This window comes from Chitinophaga sp. YIM B06452, assembly GCF_039655965.1.
GTDB lineage: Bacteria > Bacteroidota > Bacteroidia > Chitinophagales > Chitinophagaceae > Chitinophaga.
Genome location: NZ_JAWLKY010000001.1, coordinates 1,500,563 through 1,526,817, shown reverse-complemented (window position 1 = coordinate 1,526,817; position 26,255 = coordinate 1,500,563). Strand labels below are relative to the sequence as shown.

The 26,255-nt window shown below is 52.5% G+C and carries 22 protein-coding genes; 9 read left to right on the top strand and 13 right to left on the bottom strand.

Features of this window, described 5'->3' with window-relative positions; translation table 11 throughout:
* Positions 1-16 precede the first annotated feature (16 nt).
* The 6 genes from R3I13_RS05965 to R3I13_RS05940 form a co-directional block, all read right to left on the bottom strand.
* Positions 17-895 (bottom strand): hypothetical protein, encoded by an 879-nt coding sequence (locus tag R3I13_RS05965; protein ID WP_346317015.1) that lies wholly within the window; start codon positions 893-895, stop codon positions 17-19.
* Complete coding sequence (locus R3I13_RS05960) at positions 892-1,767, bottom strand: hypothetical protein (protein ID WP_346317014.1); 876 nt, start codon at positions 1,765-1,767, stop codon at positions 892-894. Before R3I13_RS05960 ends, R3I13_RS05965 begins: the two co-directional genes overlap by 4 nt.
* A gap of 15 nt (positions 1,768-1,782) precedes the next feature.
* Positions 1,783-3,192 carry a nicotinate phosphoribosyltransferase gene (locus R3I13_RS05955; RefSeq protein WP_346317013.1) on the bottom strand — a complete coding sequence of 470 codons (1,410 nt, stop codon included), beginning with the start codon at positions 3,190-3,192 and terminating at the stop codon, positions 1,783-1,785.
* A 210-nt stretch (positions 3,193-3,402) separates the two neighbouring features.
* On the bottom strand, positions 3,403-4,095 hold the full coding sequence (locus R3I13_RS05950) for an NUDIX domain-containing protein (RefSeq protein WP_346317012.1): 693 nt from the start codon (positions 4,093-4,095) through the stop codon (positions 3,403-3,405).
* 19 nt (positions 4,096-4,114) lie between these two features.
* Entirely contained in the window at positions 4,115-4,504 is a 390-nt protein-coding gene (locus R3I13_RS05945; protein ID WP_346317011.1) for a hypothetical protein, read from the bottom strand.
* 23 nt (positions 4,505-4,527) lie between these two features.
* Positions 4,528-6,153 (bottom strand): M28 family peptidase, encoded by a 1,626-nt coding sequence (locus tag R3I13_RS05940; RefSeq protein WP_346317010.1) that lies wholly within the window; start codon positions 6,151-6,153, stop codon positions 4,528-4,530.
* 161 nt (positions 6,154-6,314) lie between these two features.
* On the opposite strand from R3I13_RS05940, the gene gcvT reads away from it, so the two are divergent.
* The 3 genes from gcvT to R3I13_RS05925 all read left to right on the top strand — a co-directional run bounded on the left by gcvT (position 6,315) and on the right by R3I13_RS05925 (position 8,702).
* Positions 6,315-7,403: a glycine cleavage system aminomethyltransferase GcvT gene (gene gcvT / locus R3I13_RS05935; RefSeq protein WP_346317009.1), complete on the top strand. Its 1,089-nt coding sequence runs from the start codon at positions 6,315-6,317 to the stop codon at positions 7,401-7,403.
* Positions 7,404-7,486: 83 nt separating this feature from the next.
* The gene (locus R3I13_RS05930; RefSeq protein ID WP_346317008.1) at positions 7,487-7,960 is read left to right on the top strand and encodes an SRPBCC family protein; all 474 of its coding nucleotides are present in this window, start codon (positions 7,487-7,489) and stop codon (positions 7,958-7,960) included.
* A 16-nt stretch (positions 7,961-7,976) separates the two neighbouring features.
* Entirely contained in the window at positions 7,977-8,702 is a 726-nt protein-coding gene (locus tag R3I13_RS05925; protein WP_346317007.1) for a 2-phosphosulfolactate phosphatase, read from the top strand.
* A 66-nt stretch (positions 8,703-8,768) separates the two neighbouring features.
* Here the strand turns inward: R3I13_RS05925 and R3I13_RS05920 are convergent, their stop codons facing one another.
* The gene (locus tag R3I13_RS05920; protein WP_346317006.1) at positions 8,769-9,218 is read right to left on the bottom strand and encodes a DoxX family protein; all 450 of its coding nucleotides are present in this window, start codon (positions 9,216-9,218) and stop codon (positions 8,769-8,771) included.
* A gap of 284 nt (positions 9,219-9,502) precedes the next feature.
* On the opposite strand from R3I13_RS05920, the gene R3I13_RS05915 reads away from it, so the two are divergent.
* Positions 9,503-13,231, top strand: a complete 3,729-nt coding sequence (locus tag R3I13_RS05915) for an SNF2-related protein (protein ID WP_346317005.1) — start codon at positions 9,503-9,505, stop codon at positions 13,229-13,231.
* Here R3I13_RS05915 and R3I13_RS05910 read toward each other — a convergent pair.
* Both R3I13_RS05910 and R3I13_RS05905 read right to left on the bottom strand, forming a co-directional pair.
* Entirely contained in the window at positions 13,224-13,904 is a 681-nt protein-coding gene (locus tag R3I13_RS05910) for a response regulator transcription factor (RefSeq protein ID WP_346317004.1), read from the bottom strand. The genes R3I13_RS05915 and R3I13_RS05910 overlap by 8 nt on opposite strands.
* Before the next feature lie 8 nt (positions 13,905-13,912).
* Positions 13,913-15,406, bottom strand: a complete 1,494-nt coding sequence (locus R3I13_RS05905; protein WP_346317003.1) for a HAMP domain-containing sensor histidine kinase — start codon at positions 15,404-15,406, stop codon at positions 13,913-13,915.
* A 123-nt stretch (positions 15,407-15,529) separates the two neighbouring features.
* Here R3I13_RS05905 and R3I13_RS05900 point away from each other — a divergent pair, with 123 nt between their 5' ends.
* Positions 15,530-16,408, top strand: a complete 879-nt coding sequence (locus tag R3I13_RS05900) for a GLPGLI family protein (protein WP_346317002.1) — start codon at positions 15,530-15,532, stop codon at positions 16,406-16,408.
* 24 nt (positions 16,409-16,432) lie between these two features.
* On the top strand, positions 16,433-19,165 hold the full coding sequence (locus tag R3I13_RS05895; protein WP_346317001.1) for a TonB-dependent receptor family protein: 2,733 nt from the start codon (positions 16,433-16,435) through the stop codon (positions 19,163-19,165).
* A gap of 15 nt (positions 19,166-19,180) precedes the next feature.
* Here R3I13_RS05895 and R3I13_RS05890 read toward each other — a convergent pair whose 3' ends face one another.
* The gene (locus tag R3I13_RS05890; protein WP_346317000.1) at positions 19,181-19,483 is read right to left on the bottom strand and encodes a hypothetical protein; all 303 of its coding nucleotides are present in this window, start codon (positions 19,481-19,483) and stop codon (positions 19,181-19,183) included.
* Between the two features lie 232 nt (positions 19,484-19,715).
* Here R3I13_RS05890 and R3I13_RS05885 point away from each other — a divergent pair, with 232 nt between their 5' ends.
* The gene (locus tag R3I13_RS05885) at positions 19,716-20,609 is read left to right on the top strand and encodes a TIM barrel protein (protein WP_346316999.1); all 894 of its coding nucleotides are present in this window, start codon (positions 19,716-19,718) and stop codon (positions 20,607-20,609) included.
* Between the two features lie 9 nt (positions 20,610-20,618).
* On the opposite strand, the gene R3I13_RS05880 is transcribed toward R3I13_RS05885, so the two are convergent.
* The 3 genes from R3I13_RS05880 to mqnC all read right to left on the bottom strand — a co-directional run bounded on the left by R3I13_RS05880 (position 20,619) and on the right by mqnC (position 23,612).
* A complete protein-coding gene (locus tag R3I13_RS05880; RefSeq protein WP_346316998.1) occupies positions 20,619-21,164 on the bottom strand; it encodes a GNAT family protein in 546 nt (181 codons plus the stop codon).
* Between the two features lie 99 nt (positions 21,165-21,263).
* On the bottom strand, positions 21,264-21,914 hold the full coding sequence (locus R3I13_RS05875) for a hypothetical protein (protein WP_346316997.1): 651 nt from the start codon (positions 21,912-21,914) through the stop codon (positions 21,264-21,266).
* Positions 21,915-22,487: 573 nt separating this feature from the next.
* A complete protein-coding gene (gene mqnC / locus R3I13_RS05870) occupies positions 22,488-23,612 on the bottom strand; it encodes a cyclic dehypoxanthinyl futalosine synthase (protein WP_346316996.1) in 1,125 nt (374 codons plus the stop codon).
* A gap of 120 nt (positions 23,613-23,732) precedes the next feature.
* On the opposite strand from mqnC, the gene R3I13_RS05865 reads away from it, so the two are divergent.
* Complete coding sequence (locus R3I13_RS05865; RefSeq protein ID WP_346316995.1) at positions 23,733-24,941, top strand: aspartyl protease family protein; 1,209 nt, start codon at positions 23,733-23,735, stop codon at positions 24,939-24,941.
* Positions 24,942-25,055: 114 nt separating this feature from the next.
* Positions 25,056-26,252, top strand: a complete 1,197-nt coding sequence (locus R3I13_RS05860) for a pitrilysin family protein (RefSeq protein ID WP_346316994.1) — start codon at positions 25,056-25,058, stop codon at positions 26,250-26,252.
* Positions 26,253-26,255: the final 3 nt, after the last annotated feature.

Here is a 26,255-nt window from a genome sequence, read left to right as displayed (position 1 = left end):
TGGGCCGGCGACGAGGTTATTTTTTCCCGCGGACGAAACCCAAGATAACATTGATGGCAAACACGGCCAGCCCGGCAAAGAATACGATAGGGATAAACCAGTATAAAGCCGTTGGAAGATCAATGGAGATGTTGAAATGATAACCGGGGGGCAGATTATCGAGCAAAACAAAATAGTAGAAGAAGAACAGTGCAAGGGATAGCACAAAGGTGCTGACTATATGCAAACGCTGTAAAAGCGGCGATTGCCTGAAACGTGCTGTGAGCGCATATACCAGCGCTTCGAAAGCAAAAAAAGCAGCGACGGTCGCGGCAGGTATAAAGCCTTCGAGAAAAATGCCCGCCACAAAAGAGAGTTGCGTTGTTATCCCTGCGGCAAGCATCATCAATGCGATGGTAAGCATTTGGATAGCAGAAGAAGCCGGGGATAGCATGTGGGTGCCCTCTTCCTGCGGCGCTCTTCTCCCGCGGCGGAACCCGTTTACAAGGTTCACAATAAATATGACCTGGCCGGTTATAAACACCAGCAGCGCGATGTACGTGAGTGTATTGAAAGGTTTGTCTAACTGGTAAGGCCCTCCTTCATAATCATAATAACGGCGGGGCATGGCAGGTGCGATGGTAAAGAGGTAAGCGAAAGGAAAGAGCGGCACGCTGGCTACATGCAGCACCTGCAATATGCGTGACTGCCTGAACCGCTGGGTAACGGTATATACGATCGCCTCCAGCGCAATGAACAATCCCAGCTGCGCGGCGGTTCCCATTCCTTCGCTGGCGTTGTAAACGTCGTGCATATGAATGTCCTGCGCTGTATTGGCGGAGACAATCACCCCTGCGGCGTATGTCAGGACAGCGATGAGATATAGCTGGATATCGGGCCGGGATAAGTATTTCATGCGGTGAGAGATTTTTTACCCCGGAAAAGCCCGGCGGCAACATTCACAATAAAAGCCGCCTGCCCTGCAAAAAATACGATCTTCTCAGCCGTTGCCAAAGCCCCGGGCGGTTCCCATATGGAATAGGTCACTATGGAAGATGCCTTGTCTTCCATGAATGCATACAATAAGATCACCCCCATCACAAAAGCCACAATAATGCTCGCTACATGCACGATCCGTAGCCACCGCCATTGCCTGAACCGGGAGGTGAAAACATACATGCCCGCCTGGGCGGCAATAAATGCGGCTATCATGAAGAATAAAAGGAATACATAAGGCAGCGTATCGTCGAAGAGACCGACGGTGATCGCGAAAACGAGTACCAGCAAGGCAATGAAATATAACTGCCAGGCGGCGGTATGGGCATGCCAGGTTTGCAGGAAACCGTTTTTCCTGCCCCTGATGAAACCTGCGATCACATTTACAATGAACCCGATCTGGCAGGCGATAAATAACAGGATGCATATCCTGGCGATCATGAGCACAACCTCATTGTTCCAGGGAGAAGTATCGACACCAACGTCGCCATACCAGCGCATGGTAGCAGGAATAGCGGAAAGAATAAGTATGACGATCACCGGTGGAACGCTGATCACATGAAGCACCTGTAACCATTTCCATTGCTTAAATCCCTCCGTGGCCGCATATATCCCGGCCTCCGCCAGCAGGATCAATCCCAGGAACAGGTTCAGGTGGAGAAAGGAGATGACAAAATAAGTATCATGCAAATGCAGGTCCGTGGCTGAATCTGTGCCCGGGATCAGGCCGATGACAGCTGTTAAGGCAGAGAGGATCAACAATTGCACCGCAGGGCGGGATAAATATTTCATAGTATTACTAATATACTACAATGCCGCCAGTTTCCGTATATCCTCAAACCGCCGGTCCTTTACCACTTTCCCGTTCTCAAACACCGTCTGGAGCAGGTCTTCCGCATCGGGCCTTTCTGCGAGCGGCAAGGTTTTGAAACCATCCAGATCCTTCACCAGCTTGAGCTTCCCGGCTTTCGACTTTTTAAAGGAAGTGCGGAGCCGGCCCTCCGCATCCATTTCCACGGGCGATTTGTATACGTCCACGCTTTGGCCGTTTATTTCCGCGTACGAGCATTTCAGCGCAAATTCCTGCGTATCGCGGTTCACGCGCTGGAGCAGCGCGCCGCCCATGCCCAGCACGAGATTTTCAGCGCTTACGCCGGCCTGTTTCAGCGCTTCGTATATCTCGGGGATGGAAGTATAACTGATCCCGTCTCCCTGTATCACCCGCACCTGCGGTGGCAGCACTTTATAGCCTTTTTCGTTGAGCGTGAAACCGAATTTGTCCATCAGGATACTGAACACTTCCAGCAAGGTGCGCACGGGGTCGCCGGAATCCGGGCGGATCACCAGCGTGCCTTTCCGCGCCAGCACCTGCTCTTTCAGTTCTGTGCCCCAATATTCTGAACAGGCGCGGAAAATATTGTAGGAGTCAGACACGCAGGCGATGGTGCCTTCGGGGAACGTGTCCAGCACATGTTTAAAAATATCAGCTTCACCTTCCTCCCCCAGCAATGTAACAATGGAATGCTCCGTGGCCGGGATGGAAAGACCGGGCGCGGATGCTGCGTGATAATATCTTTTGGCAAAAGTGGAAGCCACCAGCGTATCACTGCCGCTGAAGTTGACCAGGTGCGCGCTCCCGCCGATGCCCGCGCCTTCTACAGAACTGGCGCCGCGGAACCCGAAATCATTCAGCACGAAGTCGATCCCGTCAAAGAAAGCCCCGCTGGCAGTAGCCTTGTAATATTTCAGCACCACTTTTTTGATCTCCCGCGACAATGTGGCGACGGTACAAGGGTACCACACCTGCATGAGCAGCGTTTCCAGGAAATTGGTGAGCCAGTAACAAGCCGGGTCGGTATTCTCAATGGTCATCAGCACGTTTTTCACCGGCACTACCGTTCCTTCGGGCACAGCGCGGATCTTCACGGGCAAATGCCCGCCATGTCTGGCAAGGATGTATTCAAACCGTGAAGCGTCGTACACGTCGTTGCGGCCAAACACTTCGGGCAGCATCTGTCCCGCTTCGCGGATCTTTTCCGCGGTGATCACCGGGCCCTCCAGGTATGCTTTCAGGAAATATTGCAGGCCGTAGAAAACCGTTTCTTCAAACCGGCCGCCCCTGCTCTCCAGGTAAGAATAGATATGTGAAGTGCCGGGAACGTAGAGCTTATGATGGGAATTTTTGTATGCGTCTGCCAGTAAAATGAGGTTCTCCATATGCCGCGAAGGTTGTTCTCTACGAATGTAAGGCTTCAATGTGAACTTATGCGCATCATTCCCGTTCCAAAACAATGAAATTCAATACAGATAAGCGTTTGGTAGTATGCATAAGCATATTTACGTAATTTTTACACAAACTTTTGATATTTTATTTAAAGTGAATATGTTTTTTGTGTAAAAAAGGCGAAAAAGCTGAATGTCAATTGATTAGGAGAAAATCTCGATATAACCGCTCTTTTGCTTCAATTCAGCGAATTTTTGCCGGTTGAAGCTATATAATTGAGCCGGACGGCCTTGTAAAGGATGTTTCATTTTTTCCTGCTGGATGGCCAGCAATCCCAGCGTATGCATTTTTTTCTGGAAGTTCCGGCGGTCGATCTGCCGGTTGTAGACCCATTCGTAGAGTTTTTCCAGTTCTGAAACGGGAAACTTCTGGTCCAGCAGCTCAAAAGCCAGCGGCTCGGAGCGCAGGCGTGTGCGGAGATGATCGATGGCGCCATTGATCACTTCTGCATGGTCGAACGCAGTGGCAGGCAGGTCTTTTACAGGATACCAGCGGGCTTCTTTGTTTCCCGCGCCCAGGATGAGTTTGGACGCGGAAGGCTTCACCAGCCCGAGGTGCGCCACGCAAAGGATGCGCCCGCGGGGGTCGCGGTCCGGGTGGCCCCAGGTGCGCATCTGCTCCAGGTAATTCACCTTCAGCCCGGTTTCGTCGCGGATCTCGCGGTGAACGGCGTCTTCAAGCGGCTCGTCGTTCTGCACGAACCCGCCGGGCAGGCCCCATTTGAAGATATGCGGCGGTATGCTGCGCTTGCTAAGCAGCACCATCATTCCTTCTTTTGATGTAAATCTCAATACTACGGCATCTGCCGTCACCCTGATATGTTGATGAACTGGCAAGGGATAAAATTTTAGGGATTCATTGACCGCTTACATACTGCTTCACCTGCGATGTTCCTTTATGCAGGTTCACGAAGAGCGGATTTTTCTGTGGATCAAAAACAATAATGGTTCCGGATTCCCAGGCATCTGCGGGGGCAGGCAGCACAATTTCAACCTGTAATCCGTTGGCGCGGCGGAACATCAGGCTGTCTTTCCTGATATACCTCGCTTTATAATCATTCGCTTCCAGGAAGCTCACAATACTGTCGCGGCGGGCGTTCACGGCACTGTCTGCGCGGATGGGATGCTCCCGCAGCACGTAACATTTCGCATCTATCACATCATAATTAGTGGTATCTGTCTTTTCACGGACAGGGTTACACGAAGCAGCGGCCAACAGGGCCAGCGTAAAAATGATATAACGCATGCTGCAAGTTATAAAAAGCGCGATTAAAAACTGATATCAAATACTTTATCGGCAGCGCCGCGCTTTACTTTCACCGTCGTTTTGTCGCCGGACTTGAATTTTCCCAGTGCGTTCATGTACGTTTCGATGTCTGAAACGGGGTAATCGCCCAGTTGGGTGATGAGGTCGCCGGTGAGGATGCCGGCTTTCCGGGCGGGTTTTCCATCGGTTACACCATCCACTTTTACGCCGCCTTTCGTCCAGGTGTAATCGGGCATGATGCCGAGGGTTACGGAGAAACGCGCGCTGCTGCCCATTTGCTGCTCACGGGTTTTGGTGAAGGCGAGCTTGGGGCTGCTGTTGGTTTTTGCCACGATATCGTACACCAGCTTCACCACGGTGAGGCCGCCTTCGTAATTGATCTTGTCCGCATCGTCGCCGGGCTTGTGGTAGTCGGCGTGAGTGCCGGTGAAGAAAAACAGGACGGGTACATCTTTGCGGTAGAACGATGTATGGTCAGACGGGCCGGTGCCGGAGGAATCGTAACTCACTTTCAGGTCGGCAGGAACGGCGGATTTCAGCACGGCGCCCCAGGCGGGAGAAGTGCCGGTGCCGCCTATCTGGAGCCCTTTGTCTTTCGTGAGGCGGCCCACCATGTCCATATTCACCATATAATTAAAGCTGGAAGCGGGCACAGCAGGGTGTTCGGTGAAATATTTACTGCCGAAAAGGCCAAGCTCTTCTCCTGAAAAGGCCACCAATAAATAATTGTTATTTTTCAGCTTGGAGGCTTTCAGCAGCCTGCCCAGCTCAATGAGCGCCGCGGTTCCGCTGGCGTTATCGTCAGCCCCGTTATGAATGGCCTTTTCGCCGGGAGCGAGGGAGTTATGGTCCTCGCCGTAACCAAGATGGTCGTAATGCGCGCCCAGCACCACGGTTGTGGCGGCGCCGTTATCGATATACCCTACCACGTTGGTGCCGGTGCGTTTGCTGGGTTTAAAATCCACCTGCAGGTCCAGCTGGAAGCCGTTCGCATCGTCTGCCGACAATATTTTGCTGGCTTCCGGCCCCACCCAAACGGCGGGAATGGCGAGGGGCGTTTCTTCTTTCCCGTCCAGCCAGCGGCTCACGGTGCGGAAATCTTCCGGGCCGTTGAAGAATACGATACCGGTAGCACCGTTTGCTTTGGCTTCTTTGGTTTTTTTCTGGTAAAACTCAAGCGGCGATCCGTGGGGATTGATCTCATCTTCCGAAGCCTTTACATTGATGAGCCATACATTATCCGGCTCGTTCACGCCCGGCAGCACTTCACCTTTGGCGGCTTTGGCGGCGGAAAAGGGCAGCGGCACGTATTGTTCCGCAGGCAGGGCCTTGTGGTTTACCACCAGTTTGGTATTGTTCCCTGGTTCTCTCCCTTCCCTGACGGTGAAGGTTTGCAGGAAGCCGTTGTCCCCTTTCGGGCTGAGGCCGGCGAGTTTCATCTGTTCCGCGATGTAAGCGGCGGCCAGCTGCTCCCCGGGAGTGCCGGTGCGCCTGCCCTCCAGCTTGTCTGATGAGAGGTAGGTTATATGGGTCTGCAGGTTTCCGAGGGTTTTGCGGTCTGCTTTCTTCTGCGGGTAAGCCGCCATCGCAATGGAAACAAGCGGCAGTAACAGGTAGATCTTTTTCACTGCAAGGGGAATTTGATGACAAAAATAGGGAATCGGTGATCAAACGCTGTAATTATCACAGGATTGTCTGGCGCCGTCCCCCTCTTTGTTTAATACTCAAATTATATGCTAAATTTGCCGCACTCTGAACGGGTTACAACAAAACAGAAACATTTTACTCAATGAAAAACACGCCATTTACACACAAACACATTGCGCTGGGCGCTAAAATGGCCCCTTTTGCGGGCTACAACATGCCTATTTCCTACACGGGCATTAATGATGAACATGCAGCAGTGCGGAACAGTGTGGGAGTGTTTGACGTGAGCCATATGGGCGAATTCATCCTCAAAGGCGAAAATGCCCTGGACCTCATCCAGCGTGTAACCACCAACGATGCATCCAAACTCACAGCCGGCAAAGCCCAGTACAGCTGCCTGCCCAATGAAGAAGGCGGCATTGTGGATGATCTGCTGGTATATTGCATCGAGGAAAATAAAGTGTATATGCTGGTGGTGAATGCCAGCAATATCGAAAAGGACTGGAACTGGATCAGCCGCTTCAACACCAAGGGCGTTGAAATGCATGATATTTCCGATAAGACCTGCCTGCTGGCCATCCAGGGGCCCAATGCCACCAGCGCGCTGCAAAGCCTCACAGACAAGGACATCGTGAACCTGAAATATTACACCTTCGTGAAAGGCACCTTTGCCGGGGTGGAAAACGTGCTGATCAGCGCCACGGGCTACACCGGTGCGGGCGGCATCGAAATATATTTTGAAGACAGGGATGGCGCGGCAGACAAGATCTGGGACGCCATTTTCGCCGCAGGCGCTTCCAAAGGCATCAAGCCCATCGGGCTGGGCGCCAGGGACACGCTTCGCCTCGAAATGGGCTTCTGCCTCTACGGCAACGACATCGACGACCGCACCAGCCCGCTGGAAGCAGGTCTTGGCTGGATCACCAAATTCACCAAAGACTTCACCGCCCGCCCCATCATCGAAAAGCTGAAGGCTGACGGCATCCAACAGAAACTGGTAGGTTTTGAAATGATAGATAAAGGCATTCCCCGCCACGACTACGAGATCAAAGACGCGGCCGGCAATACCATCGGCAGGGTAACCTCCGGCACCCAGTCTCCTTCCCTCCAGAAGGCCATCGGGCTGGGATATGTTAAAACAGCCTTTGCAACCCTCGATTCAGAGATATATATTGCAGTGCGCGATAAGCTCCTGAAAGCGAAAGTTGTGAAAGTGCCTTTCCTGGGATAAGCCGGGAAGGACAATTTTAAGGGAAGAGCAGCGTTATTGAAGCCTATTTTGCCAAAGAACCATATCTGTTAAAGTACACTGCCATGCCGCTTATTCATCTTACCACCGTTATTCATGCGCCGGTGCCCCGGGTATTTGACCTGAGCCGGAGCATTACGCTGCACAAACGCAGCATGGAACATTTACAGGAAGAGGCCGTCAAAGGCCGCACCAGTGGTTTGATTGACTATGATGAAACGGTTACCTGGCGGGCGAAGCACCTCACCAAAATGCGGGAGCTGACCGTGAGGATCACCGCGATGCAAAAGCCGCAGTACTTCTGCGACGAGATGGAAAAGGGCGATTTCACCTTCATGAAACACGAGCACTTTTTCCGCGAGATCGAGAACGGCACGGTGATGATAGATATTATGGAATTTGGCACGCCTTACGGCAGGTTTGGCAAGTGGTTTGAAAAGATATACCTGAGGAAATACATGAAACGGCTGTTGCAGCTGCGTAATAAGATCATCAAGGAGTACGCGGAAAGTGAGAAGTGGCGGGTGATCCTGGATTAAAAAGAAACGAAAAAGAATGACCGAGAATACCAAACCCAGGCTGGAAGTCTGTTTATCACCGGCCCTTTTGCACCTGTACGACGTAAAGAACAGCATTGTCGTGATCATAGACGTGCTGCGGGCTACGTCCACCATTTGCACGGCACTGTATAACGGCGCCGCCAAAGTAATACCGGTGGCCACCGTAGAAGAATGTGTAAGCATCGGCCGCCAGCTGAATGCCATTACCGCGGGTGAAAGAGACGGTAAGATCGCGGAAGGGTTGCTGCACGGCAATTCCCCTTTCGAATACCCCGAAGAGTTCATCGGCGGCAAAGTGCTGGTGCTCACCACCACCAACGGCACCAAGCTGCTGCATATGGCCAAGGACGCTGTGCAGATCATCACCGGTTCCTTCCCGAATATTTCCTCCGTTTGCGAATACCTTATTTCCCAGGGCCAGAACGTGATATTGGGCTGCGCTGCGTGGAAAGACCGGGTGAACATGGAAGACACCCTGTTTGCCGGCGCCGTGGTTAGCCGCATCCGCGAACATTTTGACGTGAACTGCGATTCCGCAATTGCTGCTGAAACGCTTTACCAACACGCAAAAGACGATCTTTTTTCCTTCATGAAAAAAGCCAGCCACTACCAGCGCCTTGCGCGTTACGGGCTGGAAGAGGATATCCGCTTCTGCCTCACGCCGGACGGTGCCAACGTGCTGCCTATACTCCGGAACGGCGAATTGGTAAAAGAAAAATAATATGTACGGAAAAGGGTGAGTTTCAATAAGAAAGCTCACCCTTTTTTGATTGGTTCCCTTATATTTTTAAGCGGCCAGCTTGCCCGCGTGTTTTTTGGAACGGATCACGCTGTCAATAGAATACACGCCGCCTCCGTTCATGATAAAGAAGATCATGATCAGCAGCATGGTGAATGGAGCGTACCAGTCCATGATACCCGTGCCGGTAGCGCCTTTCAGGATGGTGGCCATGATCATGGTGAAGGCCAGGAAAGCGGCGGCCGGGCGGGTGAACAGCCCGACAGCAAGCAACAGGCCGCCGGCAAACTCAGCCAGCGTGGCCATCAGCCCCCAAAACACCGGCCAGGCGGAAATGCCTACGAACTGCATGGCGCCGCCTACACCGTTCCATACCTGCTCGCCCCCGGCGATCTTCTGCCATCCGAAAACGAAAAATAATATGCCGACTCCTGCGCGGAGAATTAATAATCCCAGGTTCCTTGTTTTCGCGTTGTCTAAAAGTTGTGTGTTTCCCATAGATAAAATTTTATACAAAAGTAGCGTCATATGACCCCCTGGCTCAATGGATAATTTTTTGTTTCCGTTGCACAATTTTCGCGCGCGCTTCACCCTAACGTGCTATTCTGTTCCCTTTCACACGCGCTATTTGGATTTTTATGCTTACTTTTGTGGATTGCCTTTTCATGAGCCGATTTTTAAGATGAACTGCGTAAAAGACCAGTAAAAGTCCGATAGATTGAGGCATAAGATTTTGTTACATAACCCTGGCTCATGCAAAAAAAGGCGATCACAGGATAAGCATGTCGCTGCCCCATTTATTAAAATATGTATACAACAACGGAACCGACGAGGTGATCCGCCGGGGGAAACGCATCTTTGCAACAGGCGGCGTGGAGCTGCTGGAAGGCGATCCTGTGCTGCGTTCCGCCTCTTTCCGCGTGAAGAGCGACACGCATGCCAATTATTATAAAGTTACCATCAACAAATACCACGAGCCCGCTACCATGAGCGTGCGCTGCCAATGCCCTTACAACCTTGGCGACATTTGCAGGCACGAAGCGGCTGCTCTTTTCCAGCTCCAGGAAATGCTGGACCGGAATCATTTCGAATCCTTCGAAACGCAATACGACCAGCAGCACACGCTGGTGAAAATGAAATCCATCGATCTTAAAACGATCAAGCTGCTTACTTCCAGTACTATCATGGCCGAAGCGGAACGCATCCTGCGGAAAACGCAGGCTGTGATCAAATCCGCCAAGGACGAGAAAGTGGAAGCAGAACTGCGGCACGAAGGAAAGAAGTATCCCCTCATCCTTCAAAGGAATGAAGAACGGAACTTCGATACCCATTGCACCTGCGACGAGCACGAGCACCCCGTGTGCGTGCATAAGACCGCCCTGTTCCTGCAGCTGCTGCATGCGCACGGCCCTTTTTATTTTGATACGCTCCGCAACTGGGACAAGGAAAAGAACAAACTCCTTTCTTCATACGGCTATTCCCTCAGCGACGACCTGAACGGGAAATTTGCTTTTTCCTACCTGAACGGCAAACCCTTCCTGCGCGTGCTGGACCCCACCATCAAAAAGGTGGAAGCCCCGGCCAACGCCAAGCCTGAGCCCGAACCGGAGGAAACGATCACGGCTACACGCCGCCTGGGCGTGGTACTAAATGCCAACGATACGCTGTTCCCCTACTTCCAGGCGGAACTGGTAAGCGGCGACGCCAACGAGGACGAATCCGAATTCGTGTCCCTCGTCAGCAAGCTGGACCTGACCAAGTACGTGGATTTTTACCAGTTCAAAGAAAAAGACCGCGAACTGATCACCCCCGTCCGCAAACTGCAGCATGCGGAGGTGAGCAAGTTCCTCAATAAAAATTCCCCCTTCGCCGGCATCTGGGAAAACATCATGCATGAAAATGAAGACGGCCTGCCTATGGAAACCATGGAGCTGATCGTGGATTACATGCACCCGAAGCTCGTGAAGCTGCTTCCCGTGCTGGCGGAGCACCGGCTTGTTTTCCTGCTGAGGGACGGGCAGCCCTTCAAGACCAAGAACCTCCAGCTCGTACAAGTCGAAGGCGACCCGCTGAAACCCTATTTTAAAGCAGACCAGGTAGACGGGCACGTGGAAGTGACCGCCTGGGTGGATATAGACGGCGAACCCGTGAACGTTTCTGCCAACCAGTGGGCCAGCCCCATGCTGTTCCTCTACAATGGCGTGATCTACACGTTCGCCAATTCGCAGGACAGCATCAGCATCATGCGCTACCAGCAGATGCATGCGCTGAAAGTACCGTCTTCCGAGTGGCAGGACTTCCTGAAGGATGTCATGCTGCCCCTCGGCAAAAACTATCCCGTTCAGTTCGACGCCGCATTGCTGGCTGAAGTGGACGACATTGTGCCGGAAACCCGCGTCTACCTCAAAGAAATGGGCGAAACATTCGTGATCCAGCCGGGATTTGCCTACCATGGCCATGAAGTGGAGTGGAACGAAGAAACGCGCATTACCGTGCAGGAAGGCAATAAAGTGCTGGTGATACACCGCAACAAGGAAGCGGAAAACGCTTTCGTGGCAAGGCTTCGCACGCTGCACACCAATTTTACACATCTCAGCAACTATAATTATTTCTACCTCCGCTCCAAGGAAGCGCTGAAGAACAACTGGTTCTTCCTCTTCTTCGACGCGCTCAAGGAAATGGACGTTCGCGTATTCGGCTTCGAACAGCTGCGCAACTTCCGTTTCAATCCGCAGAAACCCGTTACCAACCTGCAGATCAGCTCCGGCATCGACTGGTTCGACGCGCAGGTGGAAGTGGTGTACGGCGATCAGAAAGTAGGCATCCGCGACATCAAACGCGCGCTGGCCAACAAGCAGAATTACGTGCAGCTGGCCGATGGCACACTGGGCCTGCTGCCGGAAGAATGGCTGAAAAAATATTCCCTCCTTTTCAAAATAGGCGAGGAAAAAGATAAAGGCGCCGGCCTCAAGCTGAGCAAATACAACTTCTCCGTTATAGACGAGCTGTATGAATTCATTGACGACGACGCCATTCTCGTGGAGCTGGACGAAAAGCGCCGCAAGCTGCTGCAGTTCGACGAGATCAGGAACGTCCCCTTGCCGCAGAACGTGAACGCCCACCTGCGGCCTTACCAGGAAAGCGGCTTCCAGTGGCTGAATTACCTGGACGAAGTAAAATGGGGCGGCATCCTGGCAGATGACATGGGTCTTGGTAAAACCGTACAGGCCCTCACCTTCATCCAGCACTACAAAAACGTGCACGAACACTGCACCATGCTGGTGGTTTGCCCCACCACGCTGATCTATAACTGGGAGAACGAGATCAAGAAATTCACGCCCGGCATTTCCTATCACATTCACCATGGCCCGGCCAGGGTAAGGGTTTCGGAGGAATTGCAGGCTTTCGACGTGATCATCACCACCTATGGCACCCTGCGCAGCGACGTGCAGCTGCTGATGAAGATCGATTTTGATTACGTGATACTTGATGAATCGCAGGCGATCAAAAACCCGCAGAGCAAGGTGACCAAAGCCGCGCAGCTGCTCAATACCCGCAACCGTATTGCGCTGAGCGGTACGCCCATGCAGAACAATACGTTTGACATATACGCCCAGATGAACTTCCTGAACCCCGGCATGCTGGGCAGCGTGGACTTCTTCCGCAATGAATTTGCCACGCCCATAGATAAGTTCCAGGACGAAGAGCGGAAAGATCATCTCAAAAAGCTCATCTATCCCTTCATCCTGCGCCGCACGAAGGAGCAGGTGGCGAAGGACCTGCCGGAAAAGATCGAAACCGTGATCTTCTGCGAAATGGATCCCGAACAAAGGCACATCTACGACGCATACCGCAACACATACCGCTCCAAGATACTTGGCGTGATAGAAGACCAGGGCATGGAACGCAGCCAGCTTACCATTTTGCAGGGCCTCATGAAGCTGCGCCAGATCTGCGATTCACCCGCCATCCTGAATGAAACGGAAAAATATCCCAACCATTCCGTGAAGCTGCATGAGTTGACCCGCGAGATCTCTGAGAACATCGGGAATCACAAGGTGCTGGTGTTCAGCCAGTTCCTCGGCATGCTGGGCCTCATCCGCGACAGGCTGGCGCATATGAAGATCTCCTACGAATACTTCGACGGCAGCACTTCCACCATGGACAGGGAAAAAGCGATCCAGAACTTCCAGCAAAACGACGACTGCCGAGTGTTCCTCATCTCTCTCAAAGCCGGCGGCGTGGGTCTTAACCTTACCGCGGCAGACTACGTGTACATCGTGGACCCTTGGTGGAACCCCGCCGTGGAGCAGCAGGCCATCGACCGGACGCACCGTATCGGGCAAACGAAGAACATCTTCGCGTACCGCATGATCTGTAAGGATACCGTGGAAGAAAAAATATTGGAATTGCAGGAACGCAAGAAGTCGCTGGTAAAGGATATCATCGCGGACGACAGCGGGTTCATCAAAAAACTCACCAAGGAAGACGTGCTCTACCTCTTCAGCTAATCAGCTTATAACCTATGCCCCGGATGTTCACGATCTGTATCCGCGGGTCTTCTTTCAGGTACCTTCTCAGTTTGGTAATAAACACGTCCATGCTGCGCGCGTTGAAGAAATTATCGTCGCCCCAAAGCTCCTGCAGCACAGCTTTCCGTTCCATCACCTGGTTCTTGTTCTTACAAAGCCGCATGAGCACTTCCGCTTCGCGGTGGCTGAGGAATTCAGCGTGGTTGTTGCGCGTAAGGGTTTGTTTGGTATAGTTGAATGCATACTGCCCGATCTGCACCGTGTCTTCACCGCCCTGCGGCGTTTGCTGGAAACGCCCCAGCAGCGCGCGTATCCGCACGATCAGCTCGTCCATGCTGAAGGGCTTTTTAAGATAATCGTTGCCCCCGGTCTCAAAACCTTTGATCACGTCCGCCGTTTGCGATTTGGCCGTGAGGAAAATGATGGGCGTTTGTTTGTCGCCTTTCCGCACTTCCTCCGCGAAGCTGAAGCCGTCCATCTGCGGCATCATGATATCCAGCACGATCACGTCCGGCTGGTGTTCCCGGTAGAGTTCAAGGCCTTCGCGGCCGTCTTTGGCGCAAAACATGCTGAAGCCGCGGGTTTCCAGGCTGTCTTTCACGATCTGGGCCAGCTGCCATTCATCTTCTATGAGCAATACGCGTGGGTTCATAAATAACATCAGGTTAAGGGGATCTCCAGCAGGAATTCGCTGCCTTTATCCGGTTCGCTTTTTACCCGCACCCAGCCGCCGTGTTTCTCCACGATCTTTTTCACATAGCTGAGCCCCAGCCCGAAACCCTTTACATTATGCAGGTTGCCGGTGGGCACGCGGAAAAATTTTTCGAAAATATTTTCCTGGTAAGCATGCGGAATGCCGATGCCATTGTCTTTCACGCTGATCCTGAGCCGGTTTTGCTGCCGGGTAACCATGATGGTGATAGCTGCGGGCTCGGGGGAATATTTAATGGCATTGTCTACCAGGTTGTTGATCGCATTGGAAAGATGCGTGCCATCTACCATCACCTCTGCATCAGCGAGCAGGGTGTAGGTAAAATCCACTTTCCTGGCCGATTTGAGGCGGTGGTTCGTGATGATGCCGCTGATCAGTTCGTTGAGATCCGTCGGCTCGGGAGTGAGCTCGAAATCTTCTTTTTCTTCCGCCGCGATGTGCAGTACTTTTTCCACAAGGTCATTCAGCCGGTGCAGTTCGTTGCGGGAAATATTGAGGTATTGCGCCGTGCGCTGCTGGTCCTGCAGGGCATTAAAATGCTGCAAGGCCTCTACGGCTGCGGATACCGTGGCGATGGGCGTTTTCAGCTCATGGGTCATGTTGTTGATAAAGTCGTTCCTGACTTCGGAAAGCCGTTTTTGCCGGAGAATGGTGCGGAGCATATACATGAAACTCAGTACCATCAGGAGCATCAGCACGGCGGAAATGAGCAGGCTCCAGATCATCTTGCCGAGAATGAGCGCCAGCGGGCTTTTGAAGGTCGCGCTTACCAGCAGGTTCTGCACCGGGTTGAAAGGAATGGGCGCCGTTTGCAGCTTGCTGGCCACGAAGAACATGGAATCTTCTTTTTCAAGGCGTACGGTATCCAGCCTGAAACCCGTTTGTATGCCGCGCGCCAGCAGTTCTTCCGTGTACATGGAATCCAGCCGGTTGAGGGTAAGGGTGGAATCGAAGAAGCGGTTCAGCACGAGGATGTTGGAGATCCTGCGGGAAAGTGAATCGGCCACCTGCCGGTAATTCGTGTCTTTCGAAAGATTGATCCGGATGGTCTTCCCGTTCTCTGTTATTTCCTCGTAACCTTCGGCGGTAGTGGTGTCGTTAAAGGTCACGCTTTTGCGGAGGAAAAAAGCGTTCTGCCCCCTACGCCTCCACCCTGCCATGGGGCGCGCCGGTTCAAAAGCGACACCTCCGGCCGCCTGGTCGGGAATAACGCGTGCGGCGGCTACGGCAGGCATGCGCGTGGTGTGCCCATAACCCAATAATTTACCCGCATCGGTGAATTGTTTATTAAAAACAGCCGTGCGGAGGGCGTCGTTGATATCCCGGTTGAACTCCTGCAAACGTATCTGGTAGGCCTGGTAGAGCCAATAGCCCTGCAGGGCAAAGATACCGGCTGTGCAGACGGTTATCAGGATGAGAATATTGCGGATTCTGTTGCGCATCGGGTGTAAATCTATCGCATCTAACGCAACAGGCGTAAGGGCTTAACACTATTTAACACTAAATAAGATTGCTTAACCCGCCGCCTGCCGGGGATACCTGAATTTTACGAAAAAATCAGAGATATGGAAAAAACCATTTCAGCCTTTGTAGTGATTGCGGCCCTGCTGGTTACGGGCAGGGAAGCCGCCGCCCAGCAGTCGGGCGTGATAGAGTACGAAGTAACCTCGCGCATTGAAGCCGGCCAGATGAGGATCGTATCTTATTCTCCCGCCGGCGGCAGAACCGAAGGAGCGCCGGAAGGCATGCCGGACCTTCCGAACCTGGTCACTTCAAAACAGATTCTCACCTTCTCCGGCGGGAAAGGCAAGCTGGAAACAGAAGGAGGCGGCGGGCCCAGGATGATGATGATGGGAGGCCCCGTAGCAGGGGTTGCCGCACGCAGCGCCACGGTAAGCGACGCCGGCGGGCCTGGCAATGTTGCGTTCGCACCCGCCGGCCGCCCGCTCACTGCTAATGCACTGCGGCCCCCTGTCAGCAATACGACGTATATTGATCTCGCAAACAGGAAGTACCTTAGCGTAACAGAAGAAAGAAAAGACAGCGTAGTGGAAAATACCTGGTATTCCGAAGAAGATTATAAAGCTACGCCGGACTTCAAAACGTCCAAAAAGACGAAGAAGATCGCGGGGTACAACTGCAACCGCGCCACAGTTAACCAGGGCGACGAGCAGTTTGTGCTGTGGTATACGACGGAGATCCCGGTAACTTTTTCGCCCGTGAACGGCGTATTGCCGCAGCAGGGAGTGGTACTGTCCATCGAAAGCAGTAAACGTTCTTACGTCGCGAAAAAAGTAGAGTTGAAACCCATTCCGGAATCGGAAGTAAGCCTGCCCGCCACTGCGCAGAAACTCACCGCAGATGAACTGAAAGAAAAAAGAAGGTCCATCATGGAAAAGTGGCACAACGAACAATTCAAGAAAATGCAGCAGCAAATACAATAGGAAGGACACAGGATAAACCCCTTTATGCAACAACGTATACTTTTGATCCTGGTGGCCCTGGTAGCCATCGGAACCATTGCCCGGGCACAGCAGAAAGAAAATAAGATCACAGGCAAAATAGCGGATCAATCCAATAAAGAGGCATTGCCGAATGCTGCGGTAGCCTTGCTGGAACGGAAGGATTCGAGCGTGTATACCACCGTGGTGGCAGACGCGAAGGGTGCGTTTGTATTCTCCGGGTCCAAGCCGGGGGAGTATTTTCTCGTGGTTTCCTACATGGGCTTCAAACAGCTTTCCCGGCGCATAGATGTGAAAGACACTACGACGCTCATAGACATGGGTACCCTGGCCATGGCCCGCACCGGTCTCAACCTGAACGAAGTGGAAGTGGTAGACCAGGTGCCGCCTATCCGAATCAAGGAAGATACCATCGAGTTCAACGCCGGTTCTTTTAAAACAAGGGAAAACGCCATGGTGGAGGAATTGCTGAAGAAGCTGCCCGGCGTGCAGGTAGAAAAGGACGGCACCATCAAAGCCAATGGCGAAACGGTGAAAAAAGTGCTGGTAGACGGGAAGCCATTCTTCGGGAACGATCCTAAAATGGCCACCCGCAACCTTCCCGCGGATATCATCGATAAGATACAGGTGATCAACCAGAAAAGCGAGCAGGCGCAGTTTACCGGGATAGCAGACGGGGAAATAGAAAAAACGCTCAACCTGACGGTGAAGCAGGACAAGAAAAAAGGCTTCTTCGGGCGGGCAAGCGCCGGGTATGGAACAGACGACCGCTACCAGGCCGGGGCCACCTTCAACCGCTTCCGGGAAACGCAGCAGCTCTCCGTGCTGGGCAGCACGAACAATGTGAACGCGCCGGGCTTTGCCATTGGCGATGTGCGTGGCGGCCAGAGTACCGGCCTCACCAAAAGCTGGAACGGCGGCCTTAACTACAGCGACGAATTCCTGAAAGGCATGCGCTTCAATGCAAGTTATTTTGCAGACAAAAATGAAAGCGAGAACGAAACATCCAGTGAACGCCAGAACATCTTCCGTCCGGATTCCTCCTCCTACGTCAACAACTTCAACAACATACTTTCAGACCAGGTGAACCACCGCGTTTTTATGCGCATGGATTACCAGATAGACTCCAGCCATTCAGTGCTGGTAACACCCATGTTCACCTATGGAACCGGCAACAGTACCAGCGAGTCCTACAGCACCACGCTGAACAATGCGAAGGATACGGTAAACAGCAGCCGCAACCGCACAATGAGTTCTTCCAATACTCCAAACTTCAGCACGGCTGCGCTTTTCAGGAAAAAGTTCGATAAAAAGGGCCGCACCCTCAGCGCCAATCTTACCTTCGGCTTCAACAGCAGCGAAAAAGAATCCATCAACGAATCGTATATCGACTTCCACGACGGCCTCAACCCGCGGCTCGATACCGTGAACCAGAAGGTGATACAGGAAAGTTCCAGCCGCAGGGCGGGCATCAGGGTAAGTTATACGGAGCCCGTGTTCCGCGACCGCTTCCTGGAGATCAACTATGCTTATAACTACAATTTCAGTTCCAACGACCGCTATACTTACAATAAATCCAAAACCGGGGATGTGTATGACGTGGCGGTAGACAGTCTTACGAACCTCTTCGAAAACGTATACAGCAACCACCAGGCAGGCCTCAGCCTTATGACGCAGAAGCTGCGTTACAATTACACCCTGGGTGTGAACATCCAGCAGAACAGCCTCAACAGCGATAATCTTTCTACCGGCAGCAATATCCGCCAGCAAACCTGGAACTTTTCGCCGCTTGCCATGCTGAATTACAACTTCTCAGCCAACAAGCGCCTGGCATTCACCTACCGCGGCCAAACGCAGCAGCCCACGCTGGAGCAACTGCAACCTGTGCCTGACATCTCGAACCCCCTGCTGGTAAAGGAGGGCAACCCGGACCTGAAGCCGTCCTTCAACAATGCGGTGACGCTGACGTTCAACGATTATGACCACACCACCATGCGCAGCCTGTTTGCTTCCCTGAGCGGTACGCTTACGTCCAACAGGATCGTGAATTCCAATACGATCACGAAAGAAGGCATACAGGTCATCAAGCCCATCAACGTAAACGGCACTTACAACCTGAACGGCTACCTTGTAAATGGCTTTGCGCTGAACAGGCAACAGAAAACCTTCCTGAACACCGCCACCCAGGCGACTTACAACCGGGATATCAGTTTCGTGAACGGGAAGGAGAACATCACCAGCTCGCTCAATCTCAACCAGGGTGTGAATGTGAACTGGGTGTACAAAGAGCTGTTCGACGTGGCGGCGGGTGGAAATGTGAACTACAGCCGGGCGCGTTTCTCAGAGAACAAGGCCAACAACGCGAATTACTTCACCTATACGGCCACGCTGGATTTTAACCTCAACCTGCCTTTGGGATTCGCACTCGGGGGAGATCTGGATTTTGTGGCCAATACCGGCCGGGGAGAGGGTTACAACAACCAGTTTACGATGGTGAACGGGTTTGTTTCCAAAACGGTTTTCAGCAAAAAGCAGGGGCTGCTGAAGCTCCAGGCCTTCGACCTGCTGAACCAGAATGTGAGTGTAAACCGTACCGTTAGCGATAACTACATCGAAGACACGCGGAGTATGGTGCTGCGGCGTTATTTCATGCTGAGCTTCTCTTATTTCCTGAACCGGTTCGGAGGCAAGTCCGCGGCCATGGGAAGGGCGGGCAAGGCCCAGCCGGTTTCCTTCTGAAGGGGTTAACAGGGGTTACAAGTCATTGATGACGCGCTTTTTCTGGTGCGCGGACCATTGCTGGGTGATATACACCACGAAGCGGCTGATGGTGAACGTTGGGATGAAATCCAGCCCAGGGAACAGCTCCTCTATCAGGTTGAACACACCGCCGAATGCGCCGAGCGGCCCGCCGAACATCCTGTAAAAGATGAAAGCCGAGATCGGCGCCCATACCACATCACTCACCTCGCCCAGTAACGGCACGGCATAACTGGCCAGACCGATCAGGTCCATTACCAGGCACATCGTTAAACTGGGAGTAGTTTTCATTTTCATACTCACTGGCTTTTGTATATATAATCAAATAACCTACCAAAATGTTACGGGCTTCCGGGAATGTTCCCCGGAAATCGTCGGTGCGGCCGGCTGTAATGCTTACTGGGAGAAGGTTTTAGTACGAACAGCATTGGTCACGTATTTACCCGGAATATCAAAAAAAGTAGTTTCCCTGCCGCTTGCATTTGGCGGGGATTTGAAGTAAATTCACCACCGGTAAATCCGACCCGTTATGGCAAACCATTCCACCCGCAGAGATGCGATCAAAAAAGTAGCGACTATGGCACTGGCAGGCACAGCCCTCTCTTCACTTACTTCCCGTGTTTCCGCGCACGAACAGGCGCTCAGCGATAAGCTCAAAGGCAGGATCAGGCATTCCGTATGCGCCTGGTGTTATAACGGCATCCCGCTGGAAGAGCTTTGCAAGGCCGCGCAGCATATCGGCATCCAGAGCATAGACCTGGTGAGCCCGAAAGACTTCGATGTGATCAAAAAATATGATCTCACCAGCGCCATGGTAGCCTCCAATAGCAAAGAATGGGGCATAACCCGCGGCTGGAACCGCAAAGAGCACCACGCCCAGCTGATCGAATATTTCAAGCCGATGATAGACGCAACAGCCGCCGCCGGCTTCACCAACCTGATCTGCTTCTCCGGCAACCGCGAAGGGCTGGACGATCAGCAGGGCATAGAAAACTGCGCGGAAGGACTCAAAAAGATCATCGGCTACGCCGAAAAGAAAAAAGTAACGCTCGTCATGGAACTGCTCAACAGCAAAGTGGACCACGGCGATTACCAGTGCGACCACACCGCCTGGGGCGTGGAGCTCTGCAAAGCGGTGGGTTCCGACAACTTCAAATTACTCTACGATATCTATCATATGCAGATCATGGAAGGCGATGTGATCCGCACCATCCGTGAAAACCAGCAGTACATCGCCCATTACCACACTGGCGGCGTGCCCGGCAGGCATGAGATAGATGAAACGCAGGAACTGTTTTACCCCGCCATCATGCAGGCCGTGCTGGATACCGGCTTCAAAGGTTTCGTGGCCCAGGAATTTGTGCCGAAAAGAGAAGATAAGCTGGCCTCCCTGAAGCAGGGCGTACAGATCTGCGACGTGTGATCTGCGGGGTTATTGATGCTTCCAGTCCTTGCGGAGCATGCCCATCACCACCATGTCTACATACTGCCCGTGCAGCTTTGCGCTCTGGCGGAGAATGCCTTCTTTGGCAAACCCCAGCTTGATGGGTATCTGCGCGCTTTTTTCATTCTGCAGCACGAACCGGATCTCCACCTTGTTCAGCCGCATGGCTGAAAAGGCATACCCGATAAGGGTTTTGCAGGATTCCGTGACGAGTCCTTTGCCCTGCATCTCTGTCCCGATCCAGTAGCCTATTTCCGCTTTGGAAAGAAGATGATCCCAGCCATGGAGATCTATCACACCGCAAAGCTCCCCGTTGTGCCAGATGCCGAAGGCAATGGCGTCCTGCTCGTCCGCTTTGCGTTTCATCAGTTCAATGAACCGCAGGGAATGTTCTTCAGTCGTGTTATAATCCACCCAGGGCAGGAATTTGCGCAGGGTTTTCCGGCATTGGTTGATCAGCTGGAAAAGCTGCGGGGCGTTTTCAGGCTGCAGCTGGCGGAGGATGGTCGTATCGTTTACTGGCAGTTCTAGCATAAGTAGGCCGGTAAACATATAAAATCTCCCTAAAAACACCAACAGGCAACCCACCGGAGCAGGTTACCTGTTGATTTTGATTATGACGGTACTGTACTACTAACGTTTGGAGATCAACTGTTGCTTCGTCATGTCCTTGATCACCTGCTGGCTGTATACTACGGCCATGCGGGCGGCAGACGAAGGGTCGAAGGTTTCCGTTTGCACGGAATAGACCAGCTGTTTGTCTCTCAGGTTATAAAGATTGCTTTCCAGGAAGTATTTCGTGTTGGTCGTGTAATATCCCGGCTCGTAAACCCGGTTGTACATCGAGTAGTAATAAGGCCAGAAGCGGCCGTAATACATCGGGTACGGGCGCATATACCAGCTGCGGCCCGGCACGTAATTCTTCTCTTTGGATTTATCCAGCATTACGATGGTCAGTACCTGGTCTGCATCGGTCTTGCGGATCTTGTTCATGGCTTTCTGTTCGTTGAGTCCCCTGAGCGCCTGGGGGCCCAGTTCATCGTAAGCTGAAACGGCGTTGTACCCCCGCTGTTTCAACGAGGCCACGAATTCTTTTTCCATATTAGTTCTCAGGCTGCCCTCCTTGTCGCTCACGAGCGCCATTACGAGGATCTTCTGATTAGTGTTAAGTGAAGCATCAGGCTCCTTCCAGGAAGAAGTCACCTTGGTACTTGAACAGGATGCAAGGAACAACACCAGCCCTGAAAGCATCCCTACGGCTAAAAATCTCATCTTGTTCTTCATTGCTCTAGTGTTTATATTTCTTTAGACGGCAAACAAGGTGCAAAAGATACATGGGGCAACGCTATTTAACAGAACTTTTAGGTAACTGTTAAAGGATTGAGAATGAAGGTATCACCGGGATCAGACCGGGATAAGATGGAAGTAGTATTGAAGGGTGATGCAATGGAAACTGATGGAATAATACCGGAAATGTGGAGATGAGGCGGAGATGACGTGGACTTGATCCTGATAAGAAGTTAGGTATCAACCTGTTGAAAAATTGGTAAAACCAATGCCGAAAACGCACATCTGCATGATTGTCAACTAATTGAAATAAAATTCGCACGGAATTTTACAGTTAATTTAATATGCAAAAAAGATCAGAAAAGCCCGTCATTGCGAGGAGCGGTGGGGGATTTGTGCGTGAGCCGCGACGAAGCAATCTCCGAATATGAGTGTATCAATCCAATGTGAGAGATTGCTTCGTCGCCCACCCGCTTTGGCCCTGCTGCTCCTCGCAATGACGGGCTTTTCCATTGCAAAAAAGGGCCGCTTTTTAGAAGCGGCCCTTTACTATCGTTTGAAAGAAAAAAATCAGTAATTGATCACCTGCTCCTCGATCTGCTGCGGGATCTCGCGGAACTGGTACAGCTGGTTGCGCAGCTGCGGTTCAAATCCAGCTTCGCGGATAGCCTCCTGGATGCTTTTATAAGTGAAGCGGTGCGGGGCTCCGGCAGCACTCACCACATTTTCCTCGATCATGATAGAGCCGAAATCGTTGGCGCCCGCATGCAGGCAGAGCTGTGCAACAGACTTGCCCACGGTGAGCCAGGACGCCTGGATGTTCCTGATATTTGGCAGCATGATGCGGCTCATGGCGATCATGCGGATATATTCTTCTGAAGTGGTCATGTTGTGAACGCCGCGGATGCGTGCCAGCAGGGTATCCACGTCCTGGAAGGTCCAGGGGATGAAGGCGGTGAAGCCGTAGTGCCCTTCCGGTTTTTCGCTCTGTACCTGGCGGATGGCCACCAGGTGCTCAAATCTTTCGAGCACGGTTTCTACGTGGCCAAACATCATGGTGGCGGATGAGGCAATGTTGAGCTTGTGGGCGGCCCTCATCACGTCCAGCCATTCCTGCGCGCCGCATTTGCCTTTGGAAATGAGGCGGCGCACACGGTCGTTGAGTATCTCCGCGCCGGCGCCCGGCAGGCTATCCATGCCCGCTTTCTGCAATGCACGCAGCACTTCGATATGCGTGCTTTTTTCGAGCTTGGTGATATGCGCCACTTCCGGGGGGCCCAGGGTGTGGAGGCGAAGCTCAGGGTACAATGATTTCAGTTCGGAAAAGAGGTCTGTATAGAACTTCAGCCCCAGCTCAGGATGGTGGCCGCCTTGTAACAGCAGCTGGTCCCCGCCGTATTTGAGCGTCTCGTCTATTTTCACCTTGTATTCTTCGATCCCGGTGATGTAAGCATCTTTATGGCCGGGAATGCGGTAGAAATTGCAGAATTTACAGTTGGCCGTGCATACGTTGGTGGTATTCACATTCCGGTCAATCTGCCAGGTTACTTTGCCATGCGGCACCTGCTGCTTCCTTAGCTCGTTGGCGATCTCCATCAGTTCCGCCAGCGGGGCATTCTGGAACATAAATACACCCTCTTCCGCTGTCAGAAAACCGAACTCCTGCGCCTTTTTGTATAAGTCCTGTAATTGCATCTTGCAAACAAAGGTAGGGTATCCGGAGAATTTATTTTGCCGCTTGTACCAATTAGATGAAGGCGGTTTGACCAGAAACGTTAAATTTAGGTAAACACCGATGTATTGCATCTTTCGATTATGGGAGCAAAAGTCATTTTTCACGTTATCGTCCTTTGCCTGCTGTTTACTATCCCTGCCCCGGCGCAGGAAACCGAGAACACCTCCGAGCCGGAAGCCCGGCTGATCACCCGTTTTCCCTTCAAACAATACTATGGCGGCGTGGTGGTGATCTCTGCCAGGCTCAACAACTTCCCGGACACTCTCCAGTTCCTGCTGGACACAGGCAGCGCCGGCATTTCCCTCGATACCACCACCTGCCTGAACCTTGGCCTTAAGCTCACCCCCTCAGACAAAGTAGTGAGAGGCCTGGTAGCCAGCAAAAATATTTCCTTCGCGACAGATAACACCCTGCACCTGCCCGGTTTGCAGGTAGACAGCCTGGACTTCCATATCAACAACTACGAACTCATCAGCCAGGTATACGGCATCCAGATAGACGGCATCATCGGCTTTAGCCTGCTGAGCCGTTACATTTTCCAGGTAGACTACGACAAGGAAGAGATCCTCATCTGGTCGCATGGCAGCTTCAAATACCCGCGTGGCGGGCATATGCTGCGCCCCAATCTTACTTTCATTCCCGTCATTTCGTCCCCGCTGCGCAGCGGCAAACATAACGTGAACCACCGTTATTATTTCGATACCGGCGCCGGTATGTGCCTGCTGCTGAGCACGCAGTTCGTGAAAGACAGCTCGCTGCTGGTGAAGCGCAAGGCCAAGGTGATTCCCACCGAAGCGCAGGGCCTGGGCGGGAAAATGCAGATGTACATCACCACCATGAACGAATTCAGGATAGGTTCGTATAATTTCAGGAATGTGCCTACCTACCTGTTCGACGATATCACCAATATCACTTCCTACCCTTCCCTGGCCGGCATGATCGGCAACGACCTCCTGCGGCGGTTCAACCTCACGCTCAACTACGCGAAAAAGGAGATCTACATCATGCCGAACACGCACTTCCGCGACCAGTTCGATTATTCCTACACAGGCCTCATTATTTACCTGATAGACAACCGGATAGAGGTCACCGATGTGATCCGGAACTCCCCGGCGGAAAAGGCCGGCTTCAAACCCGGCGACTTTGTGCTGGCCATCAACAACAATTTTACCAGCAACCTCCAGGTGTACCGCGACATCCTGAAGAACATCGGCACAAGGCCCACCCTGCTCATTATGCGCAACGGGGAACTGATGCTGAAAAAACTGCCGATCAGGAGCATATTGTAGCTAACTGCATTTGTCGTAAATTTGTATGTTTTGGCTGAGTAACGGCCAAACCGCTTTTATTATCAATAACATATGGTTCACTTTAACAGATTCACTTTAGATAACGGATTACGGGTGATCGTACACGAAGATTCCACTACGCCCATGGCAGTGGTAAACGTGATGTACGATGTGGGCGCAAGAGACGAAGATCCGGCGCAGACGGGCTTTGCGCATCTTTTTGAACACCTGATGTTCGGCGGTTCCGTCAACATCCCCGAGTACGACGAGCCTTTGCAGATGGCCGGCGGGGAAAACAACGCCTACACCACCAACGACCTTACCAATTACTACATAGAGCTGCCGGCGGAGAACCTGGAAACGGCCTTCTGGCTGGAAAGCGACCGCATGCTGAGCCTGGCCTTTTCAGAGAAAAGCCTGGAAGTGCAGCGGAAAGTAGTGACGGAAGAATTCAAGGAACATTACATCAACAAACCTTACGGCGACGTATGGCACAAGATGCGCGAGCTGGCCTACAGCCGCCATCCCTACCGCTGGATGACCATCGGGCGCGAGCTGGCGCATATCGAACAGGCGAAGCTGGATGATGTGAAATCATTTTTCTTCCGCCATTACCGCCCCATCAACGCGATACTCGTTGTGGCCGGGAAGGTGACCACCGCACAGGTGAAAACGCTGGCCGAAAAATGGTTCGGCGATATTCCCAGCGGCGAAAGGTACGTCCGCAACCTGCCCGTGGAGCCACCGCAGCAGGAATCGCACCTGCTTGAAATAAAAGGCAAAGTACCGCTGGACGCACTGTATAAAACCTATCACATCTACCCGCGCATCGACCAGCGCTATTACACGGCAGACCTGCTGAGCGACATTCTCAGCGGCGGCGGTTCCTCCCGCCTGCACCAGGCGCTGGTGAAAGAAAAGAAACTCTTCAGTAACATCGACTGCTACCATTTCGGCAGCCTCGACGCGGGCCTGCTGGCGATAGACGGCAAGCTGGTGAAAGGCGTGAAAATGAAAGACGCCGAAAAAGCCATCCAGGAAGAGCTGGTAAAAGTACAGCAGCAGATCATACCCGAAAGAGAGCTGCAAAAGGTGAAGAACCGCGTGGAAAGCATGCTGGCGTTTGAAGACATGGGCCTGCTGAGCCGCGCGAACAACCTTGCCTTCTACGAACTGCTTGGCGACGCATCGCTGATGAACACCGAATTCGACAACTACGAAAAGGTGACCGCCAAAGAGATCCAGGAAGAAGCGCAGATCATTTTTTCGGAGAAGAACTCCAACACCATTCATTATTACGCAGGAAATTAAACA

What these genes read in the sequence shown, in the direction of transcription:
- R3I13_RS05965 (WP_346317015.1), bottom strand. Translation starts at nt 895, where the DNA reads ATGAAATACTTATCCCGGCCCGATATCCAGCTATATCTCATCGCTGTC.
- R3I13_RS05960 (WP_346317014.1), bottom strand. Translation starts at nt 1,767, where the DNA reads ATGAAATATTTATCCCGCCCTGCGGTGCAATTGTTGATCCTCTCTGCC.
- R3I13_RS05955 (WP_346317013.1), bottom strand. Translation starts at nt 3,192, where the DNA reads ATGGAGAACCTCATTTTACTGGCAGACGCATACAAAAATTCCCATCAT.
- R3I13_RS05945 (WP_346317011.1), bottom strand. Translation starts at nt 4,504, where the DNA reads ATGCGTTATATCATTTTTACGCTGGCCCTGTTGGCCGCTGCTTCGTGT.
- gcvT (WP_346317009.1), top strand. Translation starts at nt 6,315, where the DNA reads ATGAAAAACACGCCATTTACACACAAACACATTGCGCTGGGCGCTAAA.
- R3I13_RS05930 (WP_346317008.1), top strand. Translation starts at nt 7,487, where the DNA reads ATGCCGCTTATTCATCTTACCACCGTTATTCATGCGCCGGTGCCCCGG.
- R3I13_RS05925 (WP_346317007.1), top strand. Translation starts at nt 7,977, where the DNA reads ATGACCGAGAATACCAAACCCAGGCTGGAAGTCTGTTTATCACCGGCC.
- R3I13_RS05920 (WP_346317006.1), bottom strand. Translation starts at nt 9,218, where the DNA reads ATGGGAAACACACAACTTTTAGACAACGCGAAAACAAGGAACCTGGGA.
- R3I13_RS05915 (WP_346317005.1), top strand. Translation starts at nt 9,503, where the DNA reads ATGTCGCTGCCCCATTTATTAAAATATGTATACAACAACGGAACCGAC.
- R3I13_RS05910 (WP_346317004.1), bottom strand. Translation starts at nt 13,904, where the DNA reads ATGAACCCACGCGTATTGCTCATAGAAGATGAATGGCAGCTGGCCCAG.
- R3I13_RS05905 (WP_346317003.1), bottom strand. Translation starts at nt 15,406, where the DNA reads ATGCGCAACAGAATCCGCAATATTCTCATCCTGATAACCGTCTGCACA.
- R3I13_RS05900 (WP_346317002.1), top strand. Translation starts at nt 15,530, where the DNA reads ATGGAAAAAACCATTTCAGCCTTTGTAGTGATTGCGGCCCTGCTGGTT.
- R3I13_RS05895 (WP_346317001.1), top strand. Translation starts at nt 16,433, where the DNA reads ATGCAACAACGTATACTTTTGATCCTGGTGGCCCTGGTAGCCATCGGA.
- R3I13_RS05890 (WP_346317000.1), bottom strand. Translation starts at nt 19,483, where the DNA reads ATGAAAATGAAAACTACTCCCAGTTTAACGATGTGCCTGGTAATGGAC.
- R3I13_RS05885 (WP_346316999.1), top strand. Translation starts at nt 19,716, where the DNA reads ATGGCAAACCATTCCACCCGCAGAGATGCGATCAAAAAAGTAGCGACT.
- R3I13_RS05880 (WP_346316998.1), bottom strand. Translation starts at nt 21,164, where the DNA reads ATGCTAGAACTGCCAGTAAACGATACGACCATCCTCCGCCAGCTGCAG.
- R3I13_RS05875 (WP_346316997.1), bottom strand. Translation starts at nt 21,914, where the DNA reads ATGAAGAACAAGATGAGATTTTTAGCCGTAGGGATGCTTTCAGGGCTG.
- mqnC (WP_346316996.1), bottom strand. Translation starts at nt 23,612, where the DNA reads ATGCAATTACAGGACTTATACAAAAAGGCGCAGGAGTTCGGTTTTCTG.
- R3I13_RS05865 (WP_346316995.1), top strand. Translation starts at nt 23,733, where the DNA reads ATGGGAGCAAAAGTCATTTTTCACGTTATCGTCCTTTGCCTGCTGTTT.